The sequence below is a fragment of the Thiomonas arsenitoxydans genome, assembly GCF_000253115.1.
GTDB lineage: Bacteria > Pseudomonadota > Gammaproteobacteria > Burkholderiales > Burkholderiaceae_C > Thiomonas > Thiomonas arsenitoxydans.
Window position 1 is genome coordinate 2263605 of the sequence record NC_014145.1, and the last position, 22580, is coordinate 2286184.

The window sequence follows — 22580 nt, forward strand, 5'->3', positions numbered from 1 at the left end:
GGCCTCAGCTTGCGGCATAGTGGTCGCGCAGTGCGGCGATGCAGGTAGCGTTTTCCGCCTCGGTACCCACCGAGATGCGCAGCCATTGGGGCAGTCCGTAGTTGTCCACCGGACGGGCGATCACGCCGCGCTGCAACAGCGCCAGATTCAATCGCGCGCCAGCCTTTGCGTCATCGCCCACCTTCACCAGAATGAAGTTGCCTTGCGAGGGGATGTAGCGCAGGCCCAGCGCCTCGAACGCCGCAGCCAGCTGCGCCTGACCGGCCCGGTTGACCGCATAGGCCTGATCGATGAAGGCCAGATCGTCCAGCGCGGCAAGCGCCGCGGCCTGTCCTAGCGTGCTGGTGTTGAAGGCCGAGCGCACCCGGTTGAGCACATCGGTCAGCGCCGGCTGCGACACGCCGTAGCCCATGCGCAGGCCCGCCAGGCCGTAAGCCTTGGAAAAGGTGCGCGAAACAATCAGATTGGGAAATTCGCGCACCCAAGCCATGCTGTCGTAACGCAGCGCGGGTTCGATGTATTCCACATAGGCTTCGTCGAGCACCACGGCGATGTGCGGCGGCACCTTGCGCAGAAAGTCGAGCAACTCGTCAGCCGGCAAAAACGTGCCGGTTGGATTGTTGGGGTTCGCCACGAAGATCAGCTTGGTCTGCGGGGTGATGGCGGCCAGCATGGCGGGCAGGTCGTGACCAAAATCGCGGTCGGGCACGATCTGATGCGTTGCCCCCACGCCCTGCACCGCTTGCGTGTAAACGATGAAGCTGTAGCGCGAATACATGCCGGCATCGGCGTCGGTCAGCAAGGCGCGCGCGGCCATTTCCAGCAGGTCGCTCGAACCATGGCCGAGGGTGATCCACTCGGCCGGCACACTCAGCTTGCTTGCCAGCGCCTGTTTCAGCGCGTAGCCGTCGTTGTCGGGGTAGCGGGTGCTATCGGCCATCGCGGCCAGGATGGCCTCACGCGCCTTGGGCGACATGCCCAACGGGTTTTCATTCGAGGCCAGTTTGACGATGCGCTCAGGCTGCAAACCAAACTGCCGCGCGACTTCAGCGATGGGCTTGCCCCCGACGTAAGGTGAAATGGCCTGGACGTAATCGGCGCCCCAGCGGGCTTGGGTGGCGTGTTGTTCTGACATGTTCAATCTCTCGGGAGATGCGAGCCGTGCTCAGTTGTCGCGTGGTTTTTTATCGATGGGGTAGGAGCCCAGGCACTTGTACATCGCGCACACTCCTTGCAGCTCGCGCAACGCGGTTGCCACCCGGGGTTCGTCTTGGTGCCCTTCGACGTCGATATAAAAAGCGTATTCCCATTCGCCCGAGCGCGCCGGGCGCGACTCGAACCGGGTCATGCTCACCCCATGCGCGGCCAGCGGTTTGAGCAGGTCGTACACCGCACCGGCGCGGTTGGGCACGGAGAGGATGAGGCTGGTGCGGTCGGACCCGGTAGGCTCGGGCTGCGCCGCGCCGAGCACGACAAAGCGCGTGGTGTTCTGCGCCTCATCCTGAATGGCGCGCGCGGCGATGTGCAGGCCGTAAAGCACCGCGGTCGCCTCGGCGGCGATCCCGGCGATGCTGGCGTCTTCCGCAGCCAGCCGGGCGCCCTCGGCATTGCTCGATACGGGACGAATTTCGGCATTGGGCAGATGCGCACGCAGCCAGCCTGCGCACTGGGCCAAAGCTTGAGGATGCGCAGCGACCGTCTGGATGCCCTGTAGATCGGGCATCTGCCGCATCAGGAAATGCCGCACCGGCAAACTGACCTCGCCGCACAGATGCACCGGATGCGCCAGCAGCAGATCCATGCTGCGCGCCACCGCACCTTCGGTACTGTTTTCCACCGGCACGATGGCGAACTCGCTCTCACCACTCAAATAGCTGCGGAACACATCGTCGATGGTCGCGCAGGGAAAGCCTTGCGCACTGGCACCGAAGAACCGCCGCGCCGCCTGCTCGCTGAACGTGCCCGCAGGGCCCAGATACGCCACGCGCTGCGGCGCCTCCAGCGCGCGGCAGGCCGACATGACTTCGCGCCAGATGGCGCTCACGCCGGCATTGCGCAGCGGCCCAGCATTGTGCTCATGCAGCTTTTCGATCACCTGACGTTCACGCTCGGGGCGGAACACGGGCATGTTCAAGCGCTGCTTGATATGGCCGATCTGCTGCGCGGCTTCGGCCCGCTGGTTAAGCAGCGCCAGAATCTGTTTGTCGAGGGCGTCGATCTGGTCACGCCAGGGGCTCAGGTCATCTTGGGAATCTTGGCTCATCGGATTTCAGCCGTGGCGTTTTTCAAAGTCTTGCAAGTAGTTCACCAGCGCCTGCACGCCTTCAAGCGGCATGGCGTTGTAGATCGAGGCCCGCATGCCGCCCACCGACTTGTGCCCCTTGAGTTGCAGCAGCCCCGCCGCCTCGGCGCCTTGCAGGAAAGCGGTGTTCAAAGCGGTATCACGCAGATGAAATGGCACATTCATGCGCGAGCGGCAATCGCGGGCCAGGCGGGTTTCGTAAAGCTGCGAGGCATCGAGCGCGTCGTACAGCAGATGCGCCTTGGCGATATTGCGCGCTTCCACCGCGGCCAACCCTTCAAGTCCATCGAAACGCTGGCGCTTGATCCACTGCAACACCAGTCCGGCGATATAGATCGCGTAAGTGGGCGGCGTGTTGAACATGGAATGGTTGGCCGCCACCACGGCATAGTCGAAGGCGCTGGGGCAATGCGGCAGGGCATGGCCCAGCAGATCGCGGCGAACGATGACCAATGTCAGCCCGGCGGGGCCGATGTTCTTCTGCGCGCCGCCATAGATGCAGGCGTAGCGCGACACCTCCACCGCACGAGACAACAGGTGCGAGGACATATCGGCCACCAGCGGCACGCCGCGGCTGTCGGGCACGAAGTGAAACTCCACCCCGTCGATGGTTTCGTTGGTGCAGACGTGCAGATATTGCGCGTCGGGGCGGATGCTCCAGGCGGCGTTGTCGGGAATGCTGCCGTAGCCTTGATCGTCGTGGGCGCTCGCGCTCAAGTGCACATCGCAGTATTTGCGCGCTTCCTGCTGGCTTTTTTGCGACCAGCTTCCGGTCACCACATAGTCGGCCTTGGCCCCGCGCGATAGATTCAGCGGAACAATGGCGTTCTCCGCAATCGCCCCGCCTTGCATGAACAGCACGGCGTAGTCCTCAGGGATCTGCAGCAACTCGCGCAGATCGGCCTCGGCCTGCGCGATGATGGACTCGAACTGCGGCCCGCGGTGGCTCATTTCCATCACGCTCATGCCGCAGCCGTGCCAGTCGAGCATCTCGGCCGCGGCCTGTTCCAACACCTCTTCAGGAATGGCGGCCGGCCCGGCGGAGAAGTTGTAGGGGCGTTGCTTGACCATCTCGGCTCACTCCGCGGCCGTGTCGGCGCCGCCGTCTTCCGCCGGGGGCAACTCAGTCGGGGGCAGCTCGTCGTCGTCCGCCTCCACCACCGGCTGCACCTGGATGAGATGCGCCTTGGCGTCGAGCGCGATCAGGGTGACGCCCTGCGTCGCCCGGCCCATTTCACGAATCTCTTCCACCCGCGTGCGCACCAGTACACCGGTATCGGTGATCAGCATGATTTCATCGCTGGTGCGCACCAGGCAGGCCGCCACCACCTTGCCGTTGCGCTCCGAAGTCTGGATGGCAATCATGCCCTTGGTACCGCGCCCATGACGGGTGTATTCGGTGATGGACGTGCGCTTGCCGTAGCCGTTTTCCGTGGCGGTGAGCACGCTCTGGGTTTCGTCTTCGGCCACCAGCAAGGCAATGACGGACTGATCGGCTTCAAGCTGCATGCCGCGCACTCCGCGCGCCTCGCGGCCCATCGGGCGCACATCGGCCTCGTCGAAACGCACCGCCTTGCCTGCGTCGGAAAACAGCATGACGTCGTGCTGACCATCCGTAATGGCCGCACCGATGAGGTAGTCGTCCTCGTCCAGCGCCACCGCGATGATGCCCGCAGTGCGCCGGTTGACGAACGCCGTCAGCGGCGTCTTTTTCACCGTGCCGCGCGCGGTCGCCATGAACACATAGTGCTGCTCGTCGAAGGCCTTGACCGGCAGTACGGTGGTGATCTTCTCACCCGCCTGCAACGGAAACAGATTGACCAGAGGTTTGCCGCGCGAGCCGCGTCCGCCCATCGGCGACTCGTATACCTTCATCCAGTACACCCGGCCCCGGTTGGAGAAGCACAGCAGCATGTCGTGGGTGTTGGCCACGAACAGTTGCTCGACCCAGTCGTCTTCCTTGGTGCCCGTGGCCAGCTTGCCCCGGCCGCCGCGGCGCTGCGCACGGTATTCCGCCAGAGGCTGGCTCTTGACGTAGCCCGAGTGCGAGATGGTGACCACCAGGTCTTGCGGGGTGATGAGGTCTTCGACATCGATGTCGTAAGCATTGACCTCGATGTGCGAGCGACGCGCATCGCCGAACTCGGCACGCAGGGCGCTCATTTCGGTGGTGATGATTTCGGTCATGCGCTCAGGCTTGGCAAGGATGTCGAGCAGATCGGCGATCTGTTCCATGACGTCCTTGTATTCGCCGACGATCTTGTCCTGCTCCAGGCCGGTCAGGCGCTGCAGCCGCATCTGCAGGATTTCCTGCGCCTGCGTCTCGCTGAGGTAATAACCGTCGGGTTTGAGGCCGTAACGCGCGTCGAGATCGTCGGGTTGGAACTGGGTGATGTCACCCTCCACGCGCGACAGCATGGCGCGCGCCTCGCCCGGCTCCCAGGCCTGCGCCAGCAGACGCTCTTTCGCCACCGGCGGCGTGGGCGCGGCCTTGATGAGTTCGATCATGCGATCGACATTGGCCAGCGCCACAGCCAGACCTTCGAGCACATGCCCACGTTCACGCGCTTTGCGCAGGTCGAACACCGTGCGGCGGGTGATGATCTCGCGGCGGTGCGACAAAAAGGCCGCGATCATCTGCTGAAGGTTGAGCAAACGCGGCTGACCATCCACCAGCGCCACCATGTTGACGCCAAAGGTGTCTTGCAACTGGGTCTGCTTGTACAGATTATTGAGCACCACTTCAGGCACTTCGCCGCGCTTGAGTTCGATGACCACGCGCATGCCCGACTTGTCAGACTCGTCCTGGATGTGGCTGATGCCTTCGATCTTTTTCTCTTGCACCAACTCGGCGATGCGCTCAAGCAAGGTGCGTTTGTTGACCTGGTACGGCAACTCGTCGACGATGATGGCCTGACGCTGACCCTTTTCAAGATCTTCAAAGTGGCAACGCGCCCGCATCACCACCCGTCCGCGTCCGGTGCGATAGGCGTCTCGCACTCCCGAAGTGCCATAGATGATGCCCGCTGTCGGGAAGTCGGGCGCAGGCACGCGCTCCATCAACTCCTCGATCGTCGCCCCAGGGTTGCGCAGCAAATGCAAACAGGCGTCGAGCACCTCGCCCAGGTTGTGCGGCGGAATATTGGTGGCCATGCCCACCGCAATGCCCGACGAGCCATTGATCAGCAGATTGGGCAGACGCGCAGGCAACAGCAGCGGCTCCTGCTCGGAGCCGTCATAGTTGGGGCCGAAATCGACGGTTTCCTTGTCGATATCGGCCAGCATTTCGTGCGCGATCTTCGACAGCCGGATTTCGGTGTAGCGCATGGCCGCGGCGTTGTCGCCGTCCACCGAGCCGAAGTTGCCCTGTCCGTCCACCAGCATGTAGCGCAAGGAAAAATCCTGCGCCATGCGCACGATGGTGTCGTACACCGACTGGTCACCGTGCGGGTGGTATTTACCGATCACGTCACCCACGATGCGCGCCGACTTTTTGTAAGGCCGATTCCAGGCATTGCTCAATTCGTGCATCGCATACAGCACGCGCCGATGCACCGGCTTGAGGCCATCTCGCACATCGGGAAGTGCACGACCCACGATCACGCTCATCGCGTAATCTAGGTAGGAGCGGCGCATTTCCGTCTCTAGGCTGATCGGCAGGGTTTCTTTGGCAAAAACGGACATGAGTGAGTGCTTCGCAGCAATAGATCAGACGTCGGAGCGACCAGACCGGGCCCGACAAACCGGGCGTCGCCCGTCTAGCAGACGCGCCCCCAGTCAAGCGAACGATGTTAGCAGCCCGTATTTCCTCGCTCGGTTTCAGCGCAGCAGCGAAATGGATGACGGAATGTGGAGCAGAAAAATCAGGCCAATGTTGCGAAACAGCAACGCCGGTATGCGCACCTCGGGGCAGAACGTAAACGAATCGTTTCAGCAATTGAACGTCACAGACGCTGTGGCACAATGTCTTCGGGTTTACTAGTAGTGAATGCGTCAGGTGTCGGGTTCTCGGGCAGTGAACGAGTTCAAGCGGCAATTGCTCACACCCCAAAGCATCCTGGCGCTTATTATGGCAACACGCAGTTCTGGCTGCGATGAACGATCAACGACCGAGAGGAAATAACATGATCCACCCCAAAAAAATCGCAAAATTGTTCGCAGCTGCGGTTCTCGCAACATCTTCGCTGGCGGCTGCCCATGCCGGTGAGGCTCGCAGCATCAACAACTGGCAAGACCCGTACGGTCTGACCTGGATGAACGGCGACAACAAGCTGTGCTGGCAAGACAACTTCTGGACGCCGGCAACCGCCTCCAGCGAAGCTTGTGGCCTGCCTGTCGTGGCCAAGGCTGAACCTGCTCCGGCACCTGCCCCCGCACCTGCTGCCGCGCCTGCGCCCGCCCCCGCCCCCGCTCCGGCCCCTGTGCCTGTGAGCGAAAAGGTCACCTACAACGCCGACGCCTTCTTCCAGTTCAACAAGGCTGTTCTGCTGCCCGCTGGCAAGGAAAAGCTCGATGATCTGGCTGGCAAGATCAAGGCCATCAATCTGGAAGTCGTGATCGCTACCGGCTACACCGACAGCTTCGGCAGCGTGGCTTACAACCAGAAGCTCTCCGTTCGCCGTGCTGAAGCCGTGAAGGCTTATCTGGTGAGCCAGGGTGTCCCGGCTGACAAGATCTACGTCGAAGGCAAGGGCAAGACCGACTTCCGCGTCGATCCCAAGAGCTGCAAGGGTTCCTTCAAGAGCCAAGTGGAATGCCAAGCCCCCAACCGCCGCACGGTGGTCGAGGTTGTCGGTACCCACATGGTCACCAAGTAAGCTGTTTCAAGAAAGCTGCCGACTTAGAGCTGACTGCTTCACCGAAAAAGCCCCGCCCTGCGGGGCTTTTTCTTTTTGGCGCGGTGTCGCTGCTTGACAACGCCTTCGCTATATTTAAGGGGGCACAGACCGAAACATCGGAGCCAAACATATTCCCGTTCACAGGAGAGTTTCATGGATCAAGCCGAACTTCAGCGTTCTGGCGCAATGACCGAGCTACCGTCGATGGACCAGCTCTGGATGCCGTTCACCGCCAACCGGCAGTTCAAGGCCGCCCCCCGATTGCTCGTCAGTGCGCAAGGCATGTATTACCGCTCTCACGACGGACGTCAAATTCTGGACGGCACATCGGGCCTGTGGTGCGTCAACGCGGGCCACGGCCGACCGGAGATCAGCGCGGCCATTGCCCATCAGGCGCAGGAGATGGACTATGCCCCCCCATTCCAGATGGGCCACCCTGTGCAGTTCGAGGCGGCAAATCTGCTGGCCGAAATCGCCCCCGCTGATCTGAAAAAGGTGTTTTTCACCAACTCCGGCTCCGAGTCTGTGGACTCGGCCCTGAAGATCGCCCTGGCCTATCACCGGGCGCGCGGTGACGGAACGCGCACCCTGTTCATCGGGCGTGAGCGCGGCTATCACGGCGTGGGATTCGGGGGCATCTCCGTGGGCGGTATGGTGGCGAATCGCAAGACCTTCCGCGGTTCGCTGCTGCCCAATGTGGATCATCTGCCCCACACTTACGCGCCTAACCATCAGGCGTTTTCGCGGGGCGTACCGGAATGGGGCGGACACCTTGCCGATGAGCTCGAACGCATTGTGGCGCTGCATGATGCGAGCAATATCGCCGCCGTGATCGTCGAGCCCGTCGCTGGGTCAACCGGTGTGCTTGTGCCGCCCAAGGGGTATTTGGAACGGCTGCGCGCGATATGCGACAAATACGGCATTCTGTTGATTTTCGATGAGGTCATCACCGGCTATGGTCGGCTGGGCACGCCGTTTGCCGCACAGTATTTCAAGGTCACGCCCGACATCATCACCACCGCCAAGGCGGTGAACAATGCGGCGGTGCCGCTGGGCGCAGTGTTCGTGCGTAATGGCATTTACGACACGGTCGTGAACGGATCTCCGGACGGCACCGTCGAATTTTTCCACGGTTACACCTATTCGGGCCATCCTCTGGCCATGGCCGCTGCCGTCGCGGCGCAAAAGATTTACAAGCGCGACCAGCTGCTCACCCGCGTGCAGGACGACGGCATTGCACACTACTGGCAGGAAGCGCTGCACGCCCTGCGAGACGTGCGGCACGTCAAAGACCTTCGCAATATCGGGCTGATCGGCGCCATCGAGCTGGAGTCGCGGCCTGCCGGCGTGGGCAAACGGGCCTTTGAAGCGTTTGTCGGCTGCTACGCACGCGGCCTGCTGGTGCGGTACACGGGCGACACCCTTGCGCTGTCGCCGCCGCTCATCATCGAGCGCGGCCAGATCGATCAGATCATGTCGACCCTTCGGGACGTTCTGCGCACCATCGACTGAACGGTTCGCCCACTTTGTCAACCCGGCCTCGCGCCGGGTTTTTCATGTCTTGTCGGCCTCTCGACCTCGAGACTGTCGCCGCGCGTTAAAGTGCGTGTCTTATCGCGAATTGCACTTTCTTTTTTCCCTTCCACACATGGACTCCCTGCTGCGTTGGTTCATACCCTGGGAACTGTCTCCAACGGCCCTCGTCCTGTTGGCGACTGCGGCTGTTCTCTATGTGCGCGGCTGCCGCAGACGGAAGATTTCAGTCTCGCGCCAGGTTCGGTTCTGGCTGGGATGGGTGCTGATGTGGCAGGCCTTCCAAACCCGCTGGGACTACTACGCCGAACATCAGTTCTTCGTGCATATCTCGCAGCAAATTTCGCTGCATGATTTCGCGCCGCTGCTCATGATGTGGAGCTATCCGCTCGCTGTGCTGCGAGCCGGCATTCCCGTGAGCATCAGGGTGCGCTGGCTGAAGCCTTTTCAGCGCAACGCAGTTGTACGGGCGACCAAGCTCGTGCTGTTCAACCCTTACTTTGCCGCGTTATTGTTTGGCGGCATGGCATTGCTCTGGCTGATTCCGTCTTTTCACCCCTTTGTCATGCTCAATGCGCCGACCTACCGGTTGATGAACTGGAGTATGGCGCTTGATGGTCTTTTGTTCTGGTGGCTGGTTCTCGATACCCGTCCCAATCCGCCTGCCCATCTCTCGCCGGGAAAGCGGGTTTTTCTACCTCTGCTGAGCATGCTGCCGACCATGGTATGGGGCGCGATCCTCGCTCTGAGCATGACCGACTACTACCCGATTTATGAAATTTGCGGACGCGCGCTGAGCCTAGACCCATTGACTGACCAACACCTTGGCGGCCTGATCCTGTGGATTCCGGGCTCTTTCCCCATGATCCTGGCCAGCATGATCGCGTTGCGCAGTTGGATGCGGCTTTCAGACCAAGGCCGACTCAAAACGCGGCCCAATAAGCGCGCCGTTGCTTCGGCTGCGCCCGCCGTACCACCCGTCGTTTGAGACTTTGCACCTGTCGAGTTCGAACGGCGCAGGTTGCAAGCGGCTCAGCGGGCCCGTTTGCGCGGGCTGGTCGACTTGCCAGTCTTGCGATCTGCGGACGATTTTCCCTTCGCTGCCTTGCCGTTGGCACTTGGCGCGGCCGCGGTTTTAATCGCGGCCTCCACGGGGCCCCGCTGGCTCTTGCCGCCCGATTTGGCCACTCCTTTGCCCACTCCGTTTGACGACGTCCGGGATTTGCGCACACCAGCCGACATTTGCGGATTCAGCGCAAACACATCTTCGTCGACGCCCTTGATCTCTCCGGAAGTCGGTAAAGGCTTGTTAGACGGGCTGGACTTGCCGCCTTCGCGCACCAGACGGAAGTCAATTTTGCGGCCATCCAGATCGACCCGGCTGACCTGCACGAGCAGACGCCCGCCCAAGGCGTAACGAATACCGGTGCGTTCACCGCGCAACTCGCCACGCGCTTCGTCGTAGCGAAAGTAATCCGCGCCAATTTCCGAGACATGCACTAGGCCTTCGACAAACAGGGCATCGAGTTGCACAAAAAGGCCAAAGCCGGTCACTGCGGTGATCGTGCCCGCGTACTCCTCGCCGAGCTTGTCGCGCATATACCAGCACTTCAACCAGCTCTCGACATCGCGGCTGGCCTCGTCGGCACGACGCTCATTGGACGAGCAATGCACCCCGGCCGCCTCCCAGATCGGCATGTCCTTAGCCTGCTCCTTGGATACCGGAGCAGCCGGAGCCACGCTTGCAAGCTGACGCTGCGGCGCGCGGCGCGCGTTCTGCTCGCCACGATTGAGTTCGATGCGTTCGCTGAACTTCGGGGTGTAATGCGTACCGTGCAGGATGGCCTTGATGCCGCGATGCGTGAGCAGATCGGGATAGCGACGGATCGGGCTGGTGAAATGGGTGTAGGCGGGATAGGCCAGGCCGAAATGCCCGCTGTTGTGCGGCGTATAAATGGCCTGCTGCATGGAACGCAGCAGAAGCGTCTGAATCTGTAGGGCGTCCGGCCGCTCCTCGATGGACTGCGCCAGCGCCTGATAGTCGGCGGGTTCGGGCGCACCTTTGCTGCCCAGCGTGAGCCCGAGATTGCGCAGCAGGGTGCGCAGTGTTTCGAGCTTTTCGGGCGTGGGGCCTTCGTGAACGCGATAGAGCGCAAGCTGTTTGTTGCGTTCCAGAAAATCGGCGGCACACACATTGGCTGCCAGCATGCATTCCTCGATCAGCCGGTGCGCGTCGTTGCGATGTCGCGGCACGATGGCCTCGATCTTGCCCGCGGCATTCACCACAATCTGCGTTTCGGGAATATCGAGATCGAGCGCCCCCCGAACCTGCCGCGACTTGAGCAAGGCGTGAAACACGGCATGCAGATTGAGCAGGTGCGGCACCAGCGGCGCACGCTCGCGCGCTAGCTTTCCTGCCGTGTTCGAAAGGATGTCCGCAACCTCCGTATAGGTCAGTCGCGCCTGCGAACGCATCACCGCCGGATAAAACTGATAGGCCTTGAGCTCACCCTGCGCGGTGATCAGCACGTCGCACACCATGCACAGACGATCCACCTGAGGGTTCAGTGAGCACAGGCCATTGCTCAGCTTTTCCGGCAGCATGGGAATCACGCGCCGCGGAAAATACACCGAGGTCGCACGCTCCAGCGCATCCGCGTCGAGCTCAGTCCCTTCGCGCACGTAATGCGAGACATCGGCAATCGCCACCAGCAAACGCCAGCCCTTGGCGCGACCGATCTTCGCGGGCTCGCAATACACCGCATCGTCGAAATCCCGCGCGTCCTCGCCGTCGATGGTCACCAGCGCCACATCGCGCAAATCGATGCGCCCAGCCGAGTCGGCATCGCGAACCGCGTCAGGCAAAGCCGCACTTTCGCGCGACGCGCCGCTCGAAAATAAATGCGGTACGCCGTATTTGCGCACCGCAATTTCAATCTCCATGCCGGGGTCATCGAGTTCCCCCAACACCTCCAGCACCCGCCCGACCGGCTGCACGTTGGGCAGCGGCGGCTGTGTGATTTCAGCGCTCACCACCTGACCAGCACGCGCCTTGCCAATGGCATCGGGCGATATCAGAATGTCCTGCACATAGCGCTTGTCCTCGGGCGCCAGCAACCACGTTCCGCCCTCTTGCAACAAACGCCCGATGATGGGTCGCGTGCTCCGCTCCAGAATGGCGATGATCTGCCCTTCCGTCCGCCCGCGCCGATCGGGCTTGCCCACACGTACTCGCACCCTGTCCAGATGCAGCACAGTGCGCATCTGCTGCGGCGGAAGATAAACATCGGGGCCGCCATCATCGGGCGTGACAAAGCCATGACCATCGCGATGACCGCGCACGATACCTTCAACAATCACGGAAGATCCTTTTCTTGACTGCAGACCACTGCAGAGTCGCGGCCTTGGTGCCGCATGGAGATGATGCCAAACATTGTTCTGACTACTGCATTATCACCGCGGACCCCGATCAGCCTCAAAAGCGCGGCCCAGTCTTTACAAGCACGAACTTTATGCTAAGATGCCCTGCTTCGTTGCCCAGATGGCGGAATTGGTAGACGCACTAGTTTCAGGTACTAGCGCTGCGAGGCGTGGAGGTTCGAGTCCTCTTCTGGGCACCAAAATTGCAGAAAGTACTGACGGGGGATTTCGATTCCCCGTTTTGCTTTCCGTCAGGCACAAATGCACGAATGCCTGATCTCCCAGCCGGGATGGCGGAATCGGTAGACGCACTGGATTCAAAATCCAGCGCCCTTAAAAGCGTGCGGGTTCGAGTCCCGCTCCCGGCACCAGAAGCACGTTTCAGGCGTTTCCGCAACGTCTCAGCGAAAGTAAAAACAGCCTATAAAATCATCAACTTGCAACGCAAACACGTTGCCTGATGTTGCAGGTCATTCCTTGCATTCTCAAGTGGTCTTCCAGTAACCTTGCCAGTAAGCGCAGCATGCGCGTTACCGGTTACTGGAAATGGCTTCCAACTTACTGTCAGACGCGGCCCTGCGCCGTGCAAAGCCCACAGACAGGCTTCAGCGCCTGCGCGATGGTGACGGGCTGTATCTCCTGCTAAGACCAGATGGCAAGCGCTGGTGGCGCTTTGACTACCGCCATGGTGGCAAGGACAAGACGCTCAGCGTGGGGGTCTATCCTGATGTGACGCTGGCGCGGGCTCGTCAGCGCGCGGATGAAATACGCCAGCAGTTACTGGACGGCATCGATCCCAGCGCCGCACGCAAGTCAAAAGTTACTGGCGTGGTTACTGGCGAAGTCTCCGATTCCTTCGAGATCATCGCCCGAGAGTGGCATGCTGGACGGGCGCCTACGTTGTCCGGCAACACCTCAAAAAATATCCTGCTGCGGCTGCAAAACAACGCATTCCCCTACATCGGCCAGAAGTCCGTGCGTGAACTGCGCGCGCCGGACGTGCTGGACGTCCTGCGCCGCATCGAAGCGCGCGGGCTGGGTGAAACGGCCAGGCGGGTGCATCAACTTATTGCCCAGGTGATGCGCTATGCCGTCGCCACGGGGCGCACGGACGCTGACCCTACTCCCGCCCTGCGCGGGGCGCTCAAGCCCGTCATGGTTCGGCACCATGCTGCGGTCATCGAGCCGGTTGAGCTCGGGGCGATGCTGCGCGCCTTCGAGGGCTACTCGGGCGGCGTGGTGGTACGAACTGCTTTGCAGTTGCAGGTCATGCTGTTCGTCCGCCCCGGCGAGCTGCGTCACATGGAATGGGCAGAACTCGATCTGGACGGCGCGCAGTGGCGCATCCCCGGCGAGAGGATGAAGATGCGCGAACCGCATATCGTGCCGCTACCCCAGCAGGCCGTTGCTCTACTCAAGGACTTGCAGCCGTTCTCCAGCCGCAGCCGGTATGTATTCCCCTCGCCGCGCAGTAAGGATCGCCCCATGAGTGAGAACGCGGTGAACGTCGCCCTACGGGCTTTGGGTTTCGACAGAGACACCGTGACAGGCCACGGCTTCCGCGCCACTGCCCGCACCATCCTCGATGAGCATCTGCGCTACCGGGTCGAGGTCATCGAAATGCAGCTTGCACACGCGGTGCGCGACCCGCTGGGTAGGGCCTACAACCGCACCAAGTACCTGGAGGAGCGCAAGGACATGATGCAGGCCTGGGCGGGCTACCTGGACAAGCTCAAGGCCGGCTGACACTTTCTTTGCCCCCGCCTTTGCCTTGGTGCCGCGCCAGCGGCATGCATTGGCTTTTCGTTCTTCCGCGACACCCCCGCCCCCGTGCCGCCCCGGCGCATATCTATGTGCCGGGTGCGGTTCGCGGATTTCCTGCGTTGCTCCTTTGCCGCGATTCGCGGGTGGTGCCGACGCACCCGGCCCCTTTTTCTGGAGCCAGGTATGCGTCTCATCATCGCCGAAAAACCTTCAGTCGCCCAAGCCATCGCCGGTGTCATCGGCGGTGCCAAACGCAGCGACGGATTCATTGATTGCCCGCAGGCCAAGACCCGCGTCACCTGGTGCTTCGGCCATCTGCTGGAACAGGCCAAGCCCGAGGACTATGTAGACGGCGGCAAGGTGCTGGCGTCGCACTTACCTGTCATCCCCACGACCTGGAAGCTGTCGCCGCGCGACGGTGGTGCAGGCAATCAGGTCAAGGTGATCCGTGATCTGCTCAAAGACGCCACCGAGATGGTCAACGCGGGTGATGCGGATCGCGAGGGGCAATTGCTGGTCGATGAGGTCTTGCTGTTCCTGAACTGGAAGGGTAAGACCTCCCGCCTGTGGCTGTCCAGCCTGGATGATGCCAGTGTGCGCAAAGCGCTCTCCAGCATCAAAGACAACGCCGCTATGCGCCCCGTCTACGAATCCGCCCTGGCGCGACAGCGGGCCGACTGGCTCATGGGCATGAACTGCTCCATCGCCTTGAGCCGCAACCTGCAAGCCTGCGGCATGCCGGGCGCCTGGAGTATCGGCAGGGTGCAGACACCGACCCTGGCGCTGCTGGTGGATCGCCAGCGCGAGATCGGCCACTTCAAGCCTCGCGACTTTTATCAAGTGGTCGCGCTTCTGGACGGCGGCATCAGGGCTGCATGGCAGACGCGGGACGATCTGGTGGATGAAGATGGGCGCCTACTGGACAAGGCTCGCGCTGATGCAACCTCGCATCAGATCACCGGCAAGGCTGCGAGGGTCACCCGATACACCCGCAAGACCGGCGAGCGCTCCGCCCCACTGCCCTACACGCTGGGCGGGCTGCAGAAGGCCGCCAGCAGCCGTCTGGGCCTGTCGGCCAAGGACACGCTGGCGGCGGCGCAGGAACTCTACGAGGCCAAGGTCACCACCTACCCGCGCACCGATTGCCCCTACCTGCCCATTGAGATGCATGGTGGGGCGGCGGGCATTCTGAAAGCCATCGGTGGCACGGACATTGCGGGGATCGACCCCGAGCGCAAGCACGCGGCCTGGAACACCGCCAAGGTCGAGGCGCACCACGGCCTCATTCCGACTGGGCAGAGCCCAGACGCGGCCGGTTTGTCGGCTGACGCCAAGCGGGTGTTCGGCCTGATCCGCGAGTCCTACATCCGCCTGTTCATTCCGCCCGAAAAATTTGAGACTCGCGAAGCGATCTTCGACATCGATGGGCTGACGTTCCGCGCTGCAGCGCGCGTGGTGTTGGATCCCGGCTGGACGAAGCTGGGCGGCAGGGACGAAGACGAGGGGCAAGAGCAAGGCGAAGCTCAAGGCGCGCTGCCCGATCTGCGCGAGGGTGAGGCCCGCACCTGTGAGCGCGGCGAGGTCGTCGCCAAGCGCACCACGCCACCGAAGCCCTACACCGACGGCACGCTGATTGCCGCCATGACTGGCGTGCATAAGCTGGTCACCGACCCGAAACTAAAGGCGCGCCTGAAGGAGACTTCGGGCTTGGGTACTGAGGCCACGCGGGCCTCAATGATTGAGACGCTGATCGCCCGCGAGTACGCCGAGCGCAGCAAGAAGGAAATCCACCCGACCGACCGGGGTGCGCAGTTGATCGACATGCTGCGCAAGGTGGCGCCTGAGGTGGCCGACCCTGGCTATACAGCACTGCAAGAGGATGCGCTGGCGGACATCGCAGCAGGACGAGCGCCGCTGGCTGCGTTCATGCGGGCGCAGGTGGATGCCACGCGGGAGTTTTCGCGGACGCTGCTGGACGGCAGGCTGACAGACCAATCCATCGCCATGCACGCCTGCCCGGCGTGCGGTGGTGCGCGCTGCGCCAAGCTGACCAGCAAAGCGGGGAATGCCTATCACCGTTGCATGGACTGCCAGGCCGCCTTCGGCGATGCCGGCGGCAAGCCGGGCAAGCGGTTCGAGGATAGACCGCAGGGCGATGGCGCACAGAAGACATCGAGCGCCGCCGCCACCGGCCCGAAATGCCCGATTTGCAAAAAGCCGACATTCAAGAACGAAACCAAGACCGGCAAGGCGTACTACCGCTGCGGCGGGTGCAGGGTCGCCTGGTGGCCGGAACGCAAGGATGAAAGCAAACTTGGCACGAAATGGGAGGCAATGAAATGACGCCAGTCACGATGCTTGAGCAATGCGCGCCCCAGATTGCGCCGGTGACGCTGGCGGCAATCGTGCAGCAGGAAAGTGGTGGAAATCCCTTGGCTCTGCACGACAACACCAGCGGCAAGTCCTATCGCCCAGCGACCGCGGCGGAAGCTGCGCGCCTGGCGCGGGAGTTGATCGCGCAAGGGCACTCGGTTGATCTGGGCCTGGCGCAAATCAATAGCAAGAACCTGCCCCGGCTGGGGATGGGCGTCGAGCAGGCTCTCAATCCATGCCAAAACCTGCACGCCGCGCAGGCGGTTCTGATGGAGGAGTGGAAGCGCTCGGGCGATCTACGCGCCACCTTGTCGGCGTACAACACCGGCAAACTCCGCAGCAACCCCATGGGAGCGACCTACGGGGCGCGGGTGTATGAAAAAGCTGGCGTTGTCGTACCGGCAATCCCTGGCGGCAGACTGGCGCAGTGGGTCACTGATGGCGCTGCGCTGCCGCCGCTCCGCCCTGTCGTCGCCTGGACGCCAAAGGCGAGCCCGCTGACGCCCAAGGGCGGCGGGCTCGAAGTGGCGCTGCGTGACGCGGCTGGTCAGGGATTAGACCCCGGCGAGTAGCACATCGCGCAGGCGCGGCATCAAACGCGCAACCTCATCGCCCAGATTTTTTGCTTTTATTGTTGAGAGAATTTCTTTTTTCCGCTGTGTTTTTTTGTTCCGCCAATGCCGCTCCGACGACCCGGTTGTCTCTTTCCATTCTTCCGCGGTGGTATCAAAAAGTGCAAAATCTTTTTCGCCGACCCCAATTTTTTTGAACAGATCCCGTATTGCATCGGCGTGGTCCGATTCGTTATCGTCCGCGACGTCGAAAAATGGGCTGGCGATTCCACCGCTGTCGTCGGCATCATCTTCAACTCCCCCATCCGCATACGCCACACTCGCGGGCGCGCTGTTGGCCTGTATAATGCCATCCAAGCAGTACCGCGCGACCTGATGGAAAAATGTGATTTGGTCGAGGTGGGGTTTTGGCGGCTCTTTTTTGAGCCGGGACAGTACGCGAACGATAATTTCCGCCGAGCGCTCCTCCTGGTTTGCATATAACCCCCCGGACTGCAGGCTCCCGTGGCTTTCGTGGAAAGCCGGGTTATTGCGCCAAAACAGCGCGGTGCGCCTGGCCTCGCGCATCAGGGCCTCTGGCGGCCATGCGTGCAAGGGCGTGGTGGAAAGGTGTTGGGTTGGAGTGTTCATGACCGATCCTTTGGTTGGTTGTAATCAATCCGAAAATGTGGAGAATGCAAATTCCAACTGCCCGCTATCACCGTTTTTTTTATTTCGCGGCGGACGAATGTCGAGCACCTGGGCCACGGCTCGCGCCGCCCACAATCCCAGCATAAAAACAAAATGGATAAAGTCGGCAACGATTTGGCTGCCTGCGGCTTTCGCTTTGCGCGCCAATTTTTCCAGTGCCAGGATTGCGTGCCGCGCGATTATGTAACCATGTGCCGCGCCGCGTGCTGCGGTTTTTTTGTTTTCCGCAGCGAGCATTGCCAGCCGCCTGCCGGCGCGGCCAAGCAACCATGTTTTCAGGAATGCCGTTGGCGAGTTGCAAAGCTCCCGCCAGCCGTACCCTGATTTTTTTTCTGGCAGACCGTTGATAATGTCCTGTGCTCGTTCTTCCGCGGTTTTGCGCATTTTGGTCACCCCTTATATCAAAGTGACCACAATTTTCTTTTCGACACCCATCCGTGTCGAATATCTACGAATAATCAACAAATGCGTCGCAGCCGCAACGCTGGGCTGAGCCTGCCGTCCGCAACTTGCCGCCTCGCGGCATATCCCTGTATCAACCAACAACAAAGGCAAGGGGCAAGAAATGAGCGGAGAACATCAAACATCGCGCGCGCGGCAGACCGAGGCCCTTCGCCGGGCCATGGGGCCTGAAATCCTCACCCCGCTTGACGACCCCAAGGTCGTCGAAATCATGCTCAACCCGGACGGCACGCTCTGGGTGGATCGCCTGGGCGAGGGCATGCGGCAGACCGGGCGCTCGACGCCGTGCGGTCGCTTACCATCGTCAACACCGTGGCGGCCATGCTCGATACCGTGGTGACACCGCAGCAGCCCATCCTCGAATGCGAGCTGCCTCTGGATGGCAGTCGCTTTGAGGCGCTGATCCCTCCCTTGGTCGAGTGTGCGAGCTTTGCGTTGCGCAAGAAAGCGACGCTGGTCTTTACCCTGGATGACTATGTCGCCAAGGGCATCATGACGCACGCCCAGCGCCAAGCACTCGAAGAGGCGGTCGCCGGTCGGCTGAATGTTTTGGTCAGCGGAGGAACCGGCACTGGGAAAACGACGCTAGCCAACGCCATCCTCGACGCCGTGGCCCGGCTTGACGGTGAACACCGCATCGTGGTGATCGAGGACACGCGCGAACTGCAGGTTAACGCTGAAAACGTCTTCTTCCTGCGCACCAGCGACAACTCCGACATGACCCGGCTGTTGCGCGCCACCATGCGGCTGCGCCCGGATCGCATCGTGGTCGGCGAAGTGCGCGACGGCAGCGCCCTGGCCTTGCTCAAAGCCTGGAATACGGGTCACCCCGGCGGGGTCGGAACTGTGCATGCGAACGACGCCAGCGCGACGCTGATCCGCATCGGTCAACTCATTCAAGAAGCTGGCGTGCCGCCCAACCCGGAACTGATCGCCGAAGCGGTAAATGTGGTCGTCTCCATCAAACGCACCGCCGAGGGCCGCCGGGTCGAAGAAGTGGCAGCCGTGCGCGGCTGGTCGGCCAGCGGCGGGTTTCACGTCGAGCGGCTGGCTTGAAAAGGCCGCCTGCTGCAAAATGCACCTATGGACAGCAAACTCGATCTTGCCGTCGGGCATTTGAACGCGGCGACCGGCCCGGTGGTTCGCCCGGCTGATCTTGCGCTTGCGCTGCGCGAAGGCACCGTTGCGCATATCGTTGCCGGACAGAAGACCCGCATCGTTCGGGGACTGCTGCACAGCCTTTTTACGGAAATCGACCCTGCGCTCATCCTGAGCTGCGCCCGCGAAGCGAAGACCGACTGGCGACACGCCCATCAGCTTTACGCCGAAACCCTGGCGGACGGCATGCCGCGTGTCAAGGCGTGGGAGCAACTGGTTGCCGATCGGACATGACCACGCGCGACGACGTGTCTCAGTTCAAGGCCAGCGGCCCGTGGCGCGAACTCGCCCGTGCTGCTGCCGAGATGGTGGCCGATGCGGAGCAACGCGCTGGGTCCAAGATGGACCCCAAGCTGGGTGGTGGAACGCGGCTCATGCTGGCCTTCGAACACCGGATCAGCGATGACATTGACCTGTTTATCCGTGATCCACAGTGGATCGGGTATCTCACTCCCCGGCTGAACGATCGCTTTGAGTCCGTCATGACGGGATATGAAGAGTCCGCCACAGCGCTGAAACTTCGACTCCCTGCCGGGGAAATCGACTTCATCGTGAGCATGTCGCTGCTTGGCTTGCCCGATGAGCATGCGTCCGATGTCGAGGTGCCTTTCGCACTTGAGCCGGTGGATGAAGTCCTCGCAAAGAAATTGTTCTATCGCGGATGGGCATTGACGCCCCGCGACCTGTTTGACTGGCGCGCGGTCGTCGCGCACAGCGCGGCTGGGCACGTCGCGAAGTCCATGCAGGTTTTTTTGCCTGGCGACCGGCTCGATGCGATTCGAGAGTCCTTGCATGCCATGACCACATCACGGGCGGCAGAAGCGGCATGGGATGCGATCCGCGCTCCCGACAAGCCAGCGTTCGATGCATCCATCAAGTGGGCGTTGGAACAGGCCGACCGCTACAACCGCTCAGCAGGCCGCAGCGCCGAGTCCCCGGCAAAACACCGGCAGGATCCAGACATTGTTCGTGCCGAACGAAAATTGACCCACTTTTGAAGGTTATGCCGACGCAAAATTGACCCGGGTGTTCCACCTACCCTGCTGCTTTTTTAGGCACGGGGAGCAGGAGTGATCACCATGGACATGATTGGCAAGATCCGGCGGATGCATTTCCGCCAGAACAAATCCGTTCGAGAGATTGCCCGCAGTACGGGGCTGTCGCGCAACACGGTGCGTACCTGGCTACGCCAGCCGGGCGATGTCGTACCGCGGTACGCGGCGCGGCGAACACAACCCTCGCGCAAGCTCGCGCCCTATGTGGAGTGGCTCCGGCAGGCCGTGGCCATTGATGCGCAGCGTCCTAAAGCGCAGCGGCGCACGGCCAGGGCATTGCATGCCGAGTTGAAGCGACAAGGCTATGACGGCGCCTACAGCCGCGTCACCGATTTACTGCGCGCTTGGCGACAGGCCGATGGCACGAGCGCTGTGCACGCCTTCGTGCCCTTGACGTTTGCGCTGGGCGAAGCCTTCCAGTTCGACTGGAGTGAAGAGAGCATGGTGGTGGGCGGCGTGCCGTACCGCGTGCAGGTTGCCCACGTCAAGCTGTGCGCCAGCCGTGCCTTCTGGCTGGGGGCCTATCCCAGCCAAGGTCACGAGATGCTGTTTGACGCCCATACCCAGGCGTTTGCCGCCTTCGGCGGAGTGCCGCATCGCGGCATCTATGACAACATGAAGACAGCCGTCGACAAAGTGCACCCGCGCAAGAAGCGCGACGTCAACGCGCGCTTTGCGGCGATGTGCAGCCACTACCTGTTCGACCCCGACTTCTGCAACGTCGCTTCCGGTTGGGAGAAGGGGGTGGTGGAGAAGAACGTCCAGGACAGCAGGCGACGTGTGTGGATTGAGGCCCTGTCGACGCCCTGGCGCTCCTTTGCCGAACTCAATGCCTGGCTGGCCATGCGCTGCCGTGGCTTGTGGCAGGAGATCTTCCATCCCGAGTTCAGCCAGTTCACCGTGGCCGAGATGCTCGAGCACGAGCAGCCGCACCTCATGCCCATGCCCACAGCGTTCGACGGCTATGTGGACAACACGGTCAAGGTCAGCAGCACCTGTCTGGTGGCCATGGCTGGCAATCGTTACTCCGTGCCCTGTGAACTCGCCGGGCGGCGGGTGAGCACCCGGGTGTATCCCACCGAGGTGGTCGTGGTGCATGACGGCGTGTGTGTGGCCCGCCATGCGCGGCTGGCCAACCGGGGACAGACCACCTACGACTGGCAGCACTATGTGCCGCTGATTCAACGCAAACCCGGGGCGTTGCGCAACGGCGCGCCGTTTGCCGATCTGCCCCAGCCCTTGCAGCAACTGCGCCAGGCGCTGCTGCGGCAAGACGGGGGCGACCGGCTCATGGCCCAGGTGCTGGCGCTGGTGCCCGCATCCGGGCTGGAGGCGGTCCTGGTGGCCGCTGCGCTGGTGCTGGAAGCCACGGCCCCGTCCGGGCGCATCAGCGTGGAGCATGTGGTCAACGTGATGGGGCGCTTGCAGACCGGCCCCCAGCCCGCCCAAGTGACCACGGCCTTGACGATGGCCGATCCACCCCGCGCCGACACGGCCCGCTATGACCGCCTGCGGGTGACTGACGAGGAGCGAGATCATGCGTGAGGTCATTGCGGAACTCAAGGCGTTGCGGCTGCACGGCATGGCCGGCGCCTGGGCCGATTTGCAAGGTCTGGGGACGAACGCCAGGCTGGATGCCGCGCAGTGGCTCGTCGAGCATTTGCTGCAGGCCGAGCAGGAAGATCGCGCCGTGCGCTCGGTACGCCATCAAATCCTCTCGGCCCGCTTCCCGGTGCACCGCGATCTAGCGGGGTTTGACTTTGATGCCTCAAGGGTTGATCGCACGCTGGTGGGGCAACTCGCCAGCATGGCCTTTACCGAAGCCGCGCACAACGTCGTGCTGGTGGGCGGGCCCGGCACGGGAAAGAGCCATCTGGGCACGGCCATCGGCGTGGCGGGCATCACGCAGCACGGCAAGCGGGTGCGGTTTTACTCCACCGTCGATCTGGTCAACGCGCTGGAGCAGGAGAAGGCGCAGGGCAAAGCCGGGCGGATTGCGGCAAGCCTCTTGCGTATGGACTTGGTCATTCTCGATGAGCTGGGGTATCTGCCCTTCAGTCAGGCGGGCGGGGCTTTGTTGTTCCATCTGCTGTCCAAGCTCTACGAGCACACCAGCGTGCTGATCACGACCAATCTGGCCTTCGGCGAGTGGTCCAGCGTGTTCATCGATGCGAAGATGACCACCGCCTTGCTCGACCGGCTCACACACCACTGCCACATTCTGGAAACCGGGAACGAGAGCTACCGCTTCCGTCACAGCACGGAAACCGCCAAGACCCGCATCAAGGCGCGGGAGCAAAGGCGTTCGGGCACAGCACAGGCACCCCAGCCCGCTGAGCCCGAGACACCGCTTTGACCCCCACAAGCCCTTGGGGCAAGCCGCTCTGGGCTACGCCCGACGCAGCTTGCCCCA

General features: G+C 62.2%; 19 protein-coding genes and 2 tRNA genes. 14 read left to right on the forward strand and 7 right to left on the reverse strand.

Annotation, left to right across the window (positions count from 1 at the left end; genetic code table 11):
- Positions 1–4 precede the first annotated feature (4 nt).
- From hisC to gyrA, 4 genes are read right to left on the reverse strand one after another with little or no spacing between them, the layout of a single operon-like run.
- Positions 5–1135: a histidinol-phosphate transaminase gene (gene hisC, locus THI_RS10585; RefSeq protein WP_013106248.1), complete on the reverse strand. Its 1131-nt coding sequence runs from the start codon at positions 1133–1135 to the stop codon at positions 5–7.
- 30 nt (positions 1136–1165) lie between these two features.
- Positions 1166–2263, reverse strand: coding sequence for a prephenate dehydratase (gene pheA / locus THI_RS10590; RefSeq protein WP_013106249.1), 1098 nt, complete (start codon positions 2261–2263; stop codon positions 1166–1168).
- A 6-nt stretch (positions 2264–2269) separates the two neighbouring features.
- Positions 2270–3373 carry a 3-phosphoserine/phosphohydroxythreonine transaminase gene (serC, locus tag THI_RS10595; protein ID WP_013106250.1) on the reverse strand — a complete coding sequence of 368 codons (1104 nt, stop codon included), beginning with the start codon at positions 3371–3373 and terminating at the stop codon, positions 2270–2272.
- Between the two features lie 6 nt (positions 3374–3379).
- The gene (gene gyrA, locus THI_RS10600) at positions 3380–5986 is read right to left on the reverse strand and encodes a DNA gyrase subunit A (protein WP_013106251.1); all 2607 of its coding nucleotides are present in this window, start codon (positions 5984–5986) and stop codon (positions 3380–3382) included.
- Between the two features lie 440 nt (positions 5987–6426).
- Between gyrA and ompA the strand changes: the two genes are divergently transcribed.
- From ompA to THI_RS10615, 3 genes are all read left to right on the forward strand, one after another.
- Positions 6427–7119 carry an outer membrane protein OmpA gene (gene ompA, locus THI_RS10605; protein ID WP_013106252.1) on the forward strand — a complete coding sequence of 231 codons (693 nt, stop codon included), beginning with the start codon at positions 6427–6429 and terminating at the stop codon, positions 7117–7119.
- Between the two features lie 174 nt (positions 7120–7293).
- Positions 7294–8652 (forward strand): omega-aminotransferase AptA, encoded by a 1359-nt coding sequence (locus THI_RS10610; RefSeq protein ID WP_013106253.1) that lies wholly within the window; start codon positions 7294–7296, stop codon positions 8650–8652.
- 136 nt (positions 8653–8788) lie between these two features.
- Positions 8789–9661, forward strand: a complete 873-nt coding sequence (locus THI_RS10615) for a cytochrome c oxidase assembly protein (protein ID WP_013106254.1) — start codon at positions 8789–8791, stop codon at positions 9659–9661.
- A 44-nt stretch (positions 9662–9705) separates the two neighbouring features.
- Here the strand turns inward: THI_RS10615 and rnr are convergent, their stop codons facing one another.
- Positions 9706–12033, reverse strand: coding sequence for a ribonuclease R (gene rnr, locus THI_RS10620; protein ID WP_013106255.1), 2328 nt, complete (start codon positions 12031–12033; stop codon positions 9706–9708).
- Positions 12034–12208: 175 nt separating this feature from the next.
- Between rnr and THI_RS10625 the strand changes: the two genes are divergently transcribed.
- From THI_RS10625 to THI_RS18110, 5 genes are all read left to right on the forward strand, one after another.
- A tRNA-Leu gene (locus tag THI_RS10625) sits at positions 12209–12293 on the forward strand.
- An 84-nt stretch (positions 12294–12377) separates the two neighbouring features.
- Positions 12378–12464, forward strand: a tRNA-Leu gene (locus THI_RS10630).
- A 175-nt stretch (positions 12465–12639) separates the two neighbouring features.
- A complete protein-coding gene (locus tag THI_RS10635) occupies positions 12640–13839 on the forward strand; it encodes a tyrosine-type recombinase/integrase (protein ID WP_013106256.1) in 1200 nt (399 codons plus the stop codon).
- A 201-nt stretch (positions 13840–14040) separates the two neighbouring features.
- The gene (locus THI_RS10640) at positions 14041–16200 is read left to right on the forward strand and encodes a DNA topoisomerase 3 (protein ID WP_013106257.1); all 2160 of its coding nucleotides are present in this window, start codon (positions 14041–14043) and stop codon (positions 16198–16200) included.
- Positions 16197–16802, forward strand: a complete 606-nt coding sequence (locus THI_RS18110; protein WP_013106258.1) for a lytic transglycosylase domain-containing protein — start codon at positions 16197–16199, stop codon at positions 16800–16802. The genes THI_RS10640 and THI_RS18110 overlap by 4 nt, the downstream gene beginning before the upstream one ends.
- On the opposite strand, the gene THI_RS10650 is transcribed toward THI_RS18110, so the two are convergent.
- Together THI_RS10650 and THI_RS10655 are read right to left on the reverse strand one after the other, a co-directional pair.
- On the reverse strand, positions 16785–17432 hold the full coding sequence (locus THI_RS10650) for a hypothetical protein (RefSeq protein ID WP_013106259.1): 648 nt from the start codon (positions 17430–17432) through the stop codon (positions 16785–16787). The two genes, THI_RS18110 and THI_RS10650, sit on opposite strands and share 18 nt — an antisense overlap.
- A gap of 24 nt (positions 17433–17456) precedes the next feature.
- Positions 17457–17876 (reverse strand): hypothetical protein, encoded by a 420-nt coding sequence (locus THI_RS10655; protein ID WP_041608986.1) that lies wholly within the window; start codon positions 17874–17876, stop codon positions 17457–17459.
- A gap of 181 nt (positions 17877–18057) precedes the next feature.
- Between THI_RS10655 and THI_RS19650 the strand changes: the two genes are divergently transcribed.
- From THI_RS19650 to istB, 6 genes are all read left to right on the forward strand, one after another.
- Positions 18058–18294 carry a hypothetical protein gene (locus THI_RS19650; RefSeq protein ID WP_456154933.1) on the forward strand — a complete coding sequence of 79 codons (237 nt, stop codon included), beginning with the start codon at positions 18058–18060 and terminating at the stop codon, positions 18292–18294.
- Positions 18240–19010 (forward strand): P-type conjugative transfer ATPase TrbB, encoded by a 771-nt coding sequence (trbB, locus tag THI_RS10660; protein WP_013106261.1) that lies wholly within the window; start codon positions 18240–18242, stop codon positions 19008–19010. The genes THI_RS19650 and trbB overlap by 55 nt, the downstream gene beginning before the upstream one ends.
- A gap of 27 nt (positions 19011–19037) precedes the next feature.
- A complete protein-coding gene (locus tag THI_RS10665) occupies positions 19038–19346 on the forward strand; it encodes a hypothetical protein (protein WP_013106262.1) in 309 nt (102 codons plus the stop codon).
- Complete coding sequence (locus tag THI_RS10670) at positions 19343–20110, forward strand: nucleotidyl transferase AbiEii/AbiGii toxin family protein (protein ID WP_013106263.1); 768 nt, start codon at positions 19343–19345, stop codon at positions 20108–20110. Before THI_RS10665 ends, THI_RS10670 begins: the two co-directional genes overlap by 4 nt.
- A gap of 81 nt (positions 20111–20191) precedes the next feature.
- Entirely contained in the window at positions 20192–21712 is a 1521-nt protein-coding gene (gene istA / locus THI_RS10675) for an IS21-like element ISThsp2 family transposase (RefSeq protein WP_013104226.1), read from the forward strand.
- Entirely contained in the window at positions 21705–22523 is an 819-nt protein-coding gene (gene istB / locus THI_RS10680) for an IS21-like element ISThsp2 family helper ATPase IstB (RefSeq protein WP_013104225.1), read from the forward strand. Before istA ends, istB begins: the two co-directional genes overlap by 8 nt.
- Positions 22524–22580: the final 57 nt, after the last annotated feature.

Bases quoted from the DNA above. Each gene is read 5' to 3' on its own strand.
- THI_RS19650 (WP_456154933.1), top strand. From the start codon at position 18,058: ATGAGCGGAGAACATCAAACATCGCGCGCGCGGCAGACCGAGGCCCTT.
- THI_RS10665 (WP_013106262.1), top strand. From the start codon at position 19,038: ATGGACAGCAAACTCGATCTTGCCGTCGGGCATTTGAACGCGGCGACC.
- ompA (WP_013106252.1), top strand. From the start codon at position 6,427: ATGATCCACCCCAAAAAAATCGCAAAATTGTTCGCAGCTGCGGTTCTC.
- THI_RS10635 (WP_013106256.1), top strand. From the start codon at position 12,640: ATGGCTTCCAACTTACTGTCAGACGCGGCCCTGCGCCGTGCAAAGCCC.
- hisC (WP_013106248.1), bottom strand. From the start codon at position 1,135: ATGTCAGAACAACACGCCACCCAAGCCCGCTGGGGCGCCGATTACGTC.
- istA (WP_013104226.1), top strand. From the start codon at position 20,192: ATGGACATGATTGGCAAGATCCGGCGGATGCATTTCCGCCAGAACAAA.
- THI_RS10640 (WP_013106257.1), top strand. From the start codon at position 14,041: ATGCGTCTCATCATCGCCGAAAAACCTTCAGTCGCCCAAGCCATCGCC.
- THI_RS10655 (WP_041608986.1), bottom strand. From the start codon at position 17,876: ATGCGCAAAACCGCGGAAGAACGAGCACAGGACATTATCAACGGTCTG.
- THI_RS10610 (WP_013106253.1), top strand. From the start codon at position 7,294: ATGGATCAAGCCGAACTTCAGCGTTCTGGCGCAATGACCGAGCTACCG.
- THI_RS10650 (WP_013106259.1), bottom strand. From the start codon at position 17,432: ATGAACACTCCAACCCAACACCTTTCCACCACGCCCTTGCACGCATGG.
- serC (WP_013106250.1), bottom strand. From the start codon at position 3,373: ATGGTCAAGCAACGCCCCTACAACTTCTCCGCCGGGCCGGCCGCCATT.
- gyrA (WP_013106251.1), bottom strand. From the start codon at position 5,986: ATGTCCGTTTTTGCCAAAGAAACCCTGCCGATCAGCCTAGAGACGGAA.
- istB (WP_013104225.1), top strand. From the start codon at position 21,705: ATGCGTGAGGTCATTGCGGAACTCAAGGCGTTGCGGCTGCACGGCATG.
- THI_RS18110 (WP_013106258.1), top strand. From the start codon at position 16,197: ATGACGCCAGTCACGATGCTTGAGCAATGCGCGCCCCAGATTGCGCCG.
- pheA (WP_013106249.1), bottom strand. From the start codon at position 2,263: ATGAGCCAAGATTCCCAAGATGACCTGAGCCCCTGGCGTGACCAGATC.
- THI_RS10670 (WP_013106263.1), top strand. From the start codon at position 19,343: ATGACCACGCGCGACGACGTGTCTCAGTTCAAGGCCAGCGGCCCGTGG.
- THI_RS10615 (WP_013106254.1), top strand. From the start codon at position 8,789: ATGGACTCCCTGCTGCGTTGGTTCATACCCTGGGAACTGTCTCCAACG.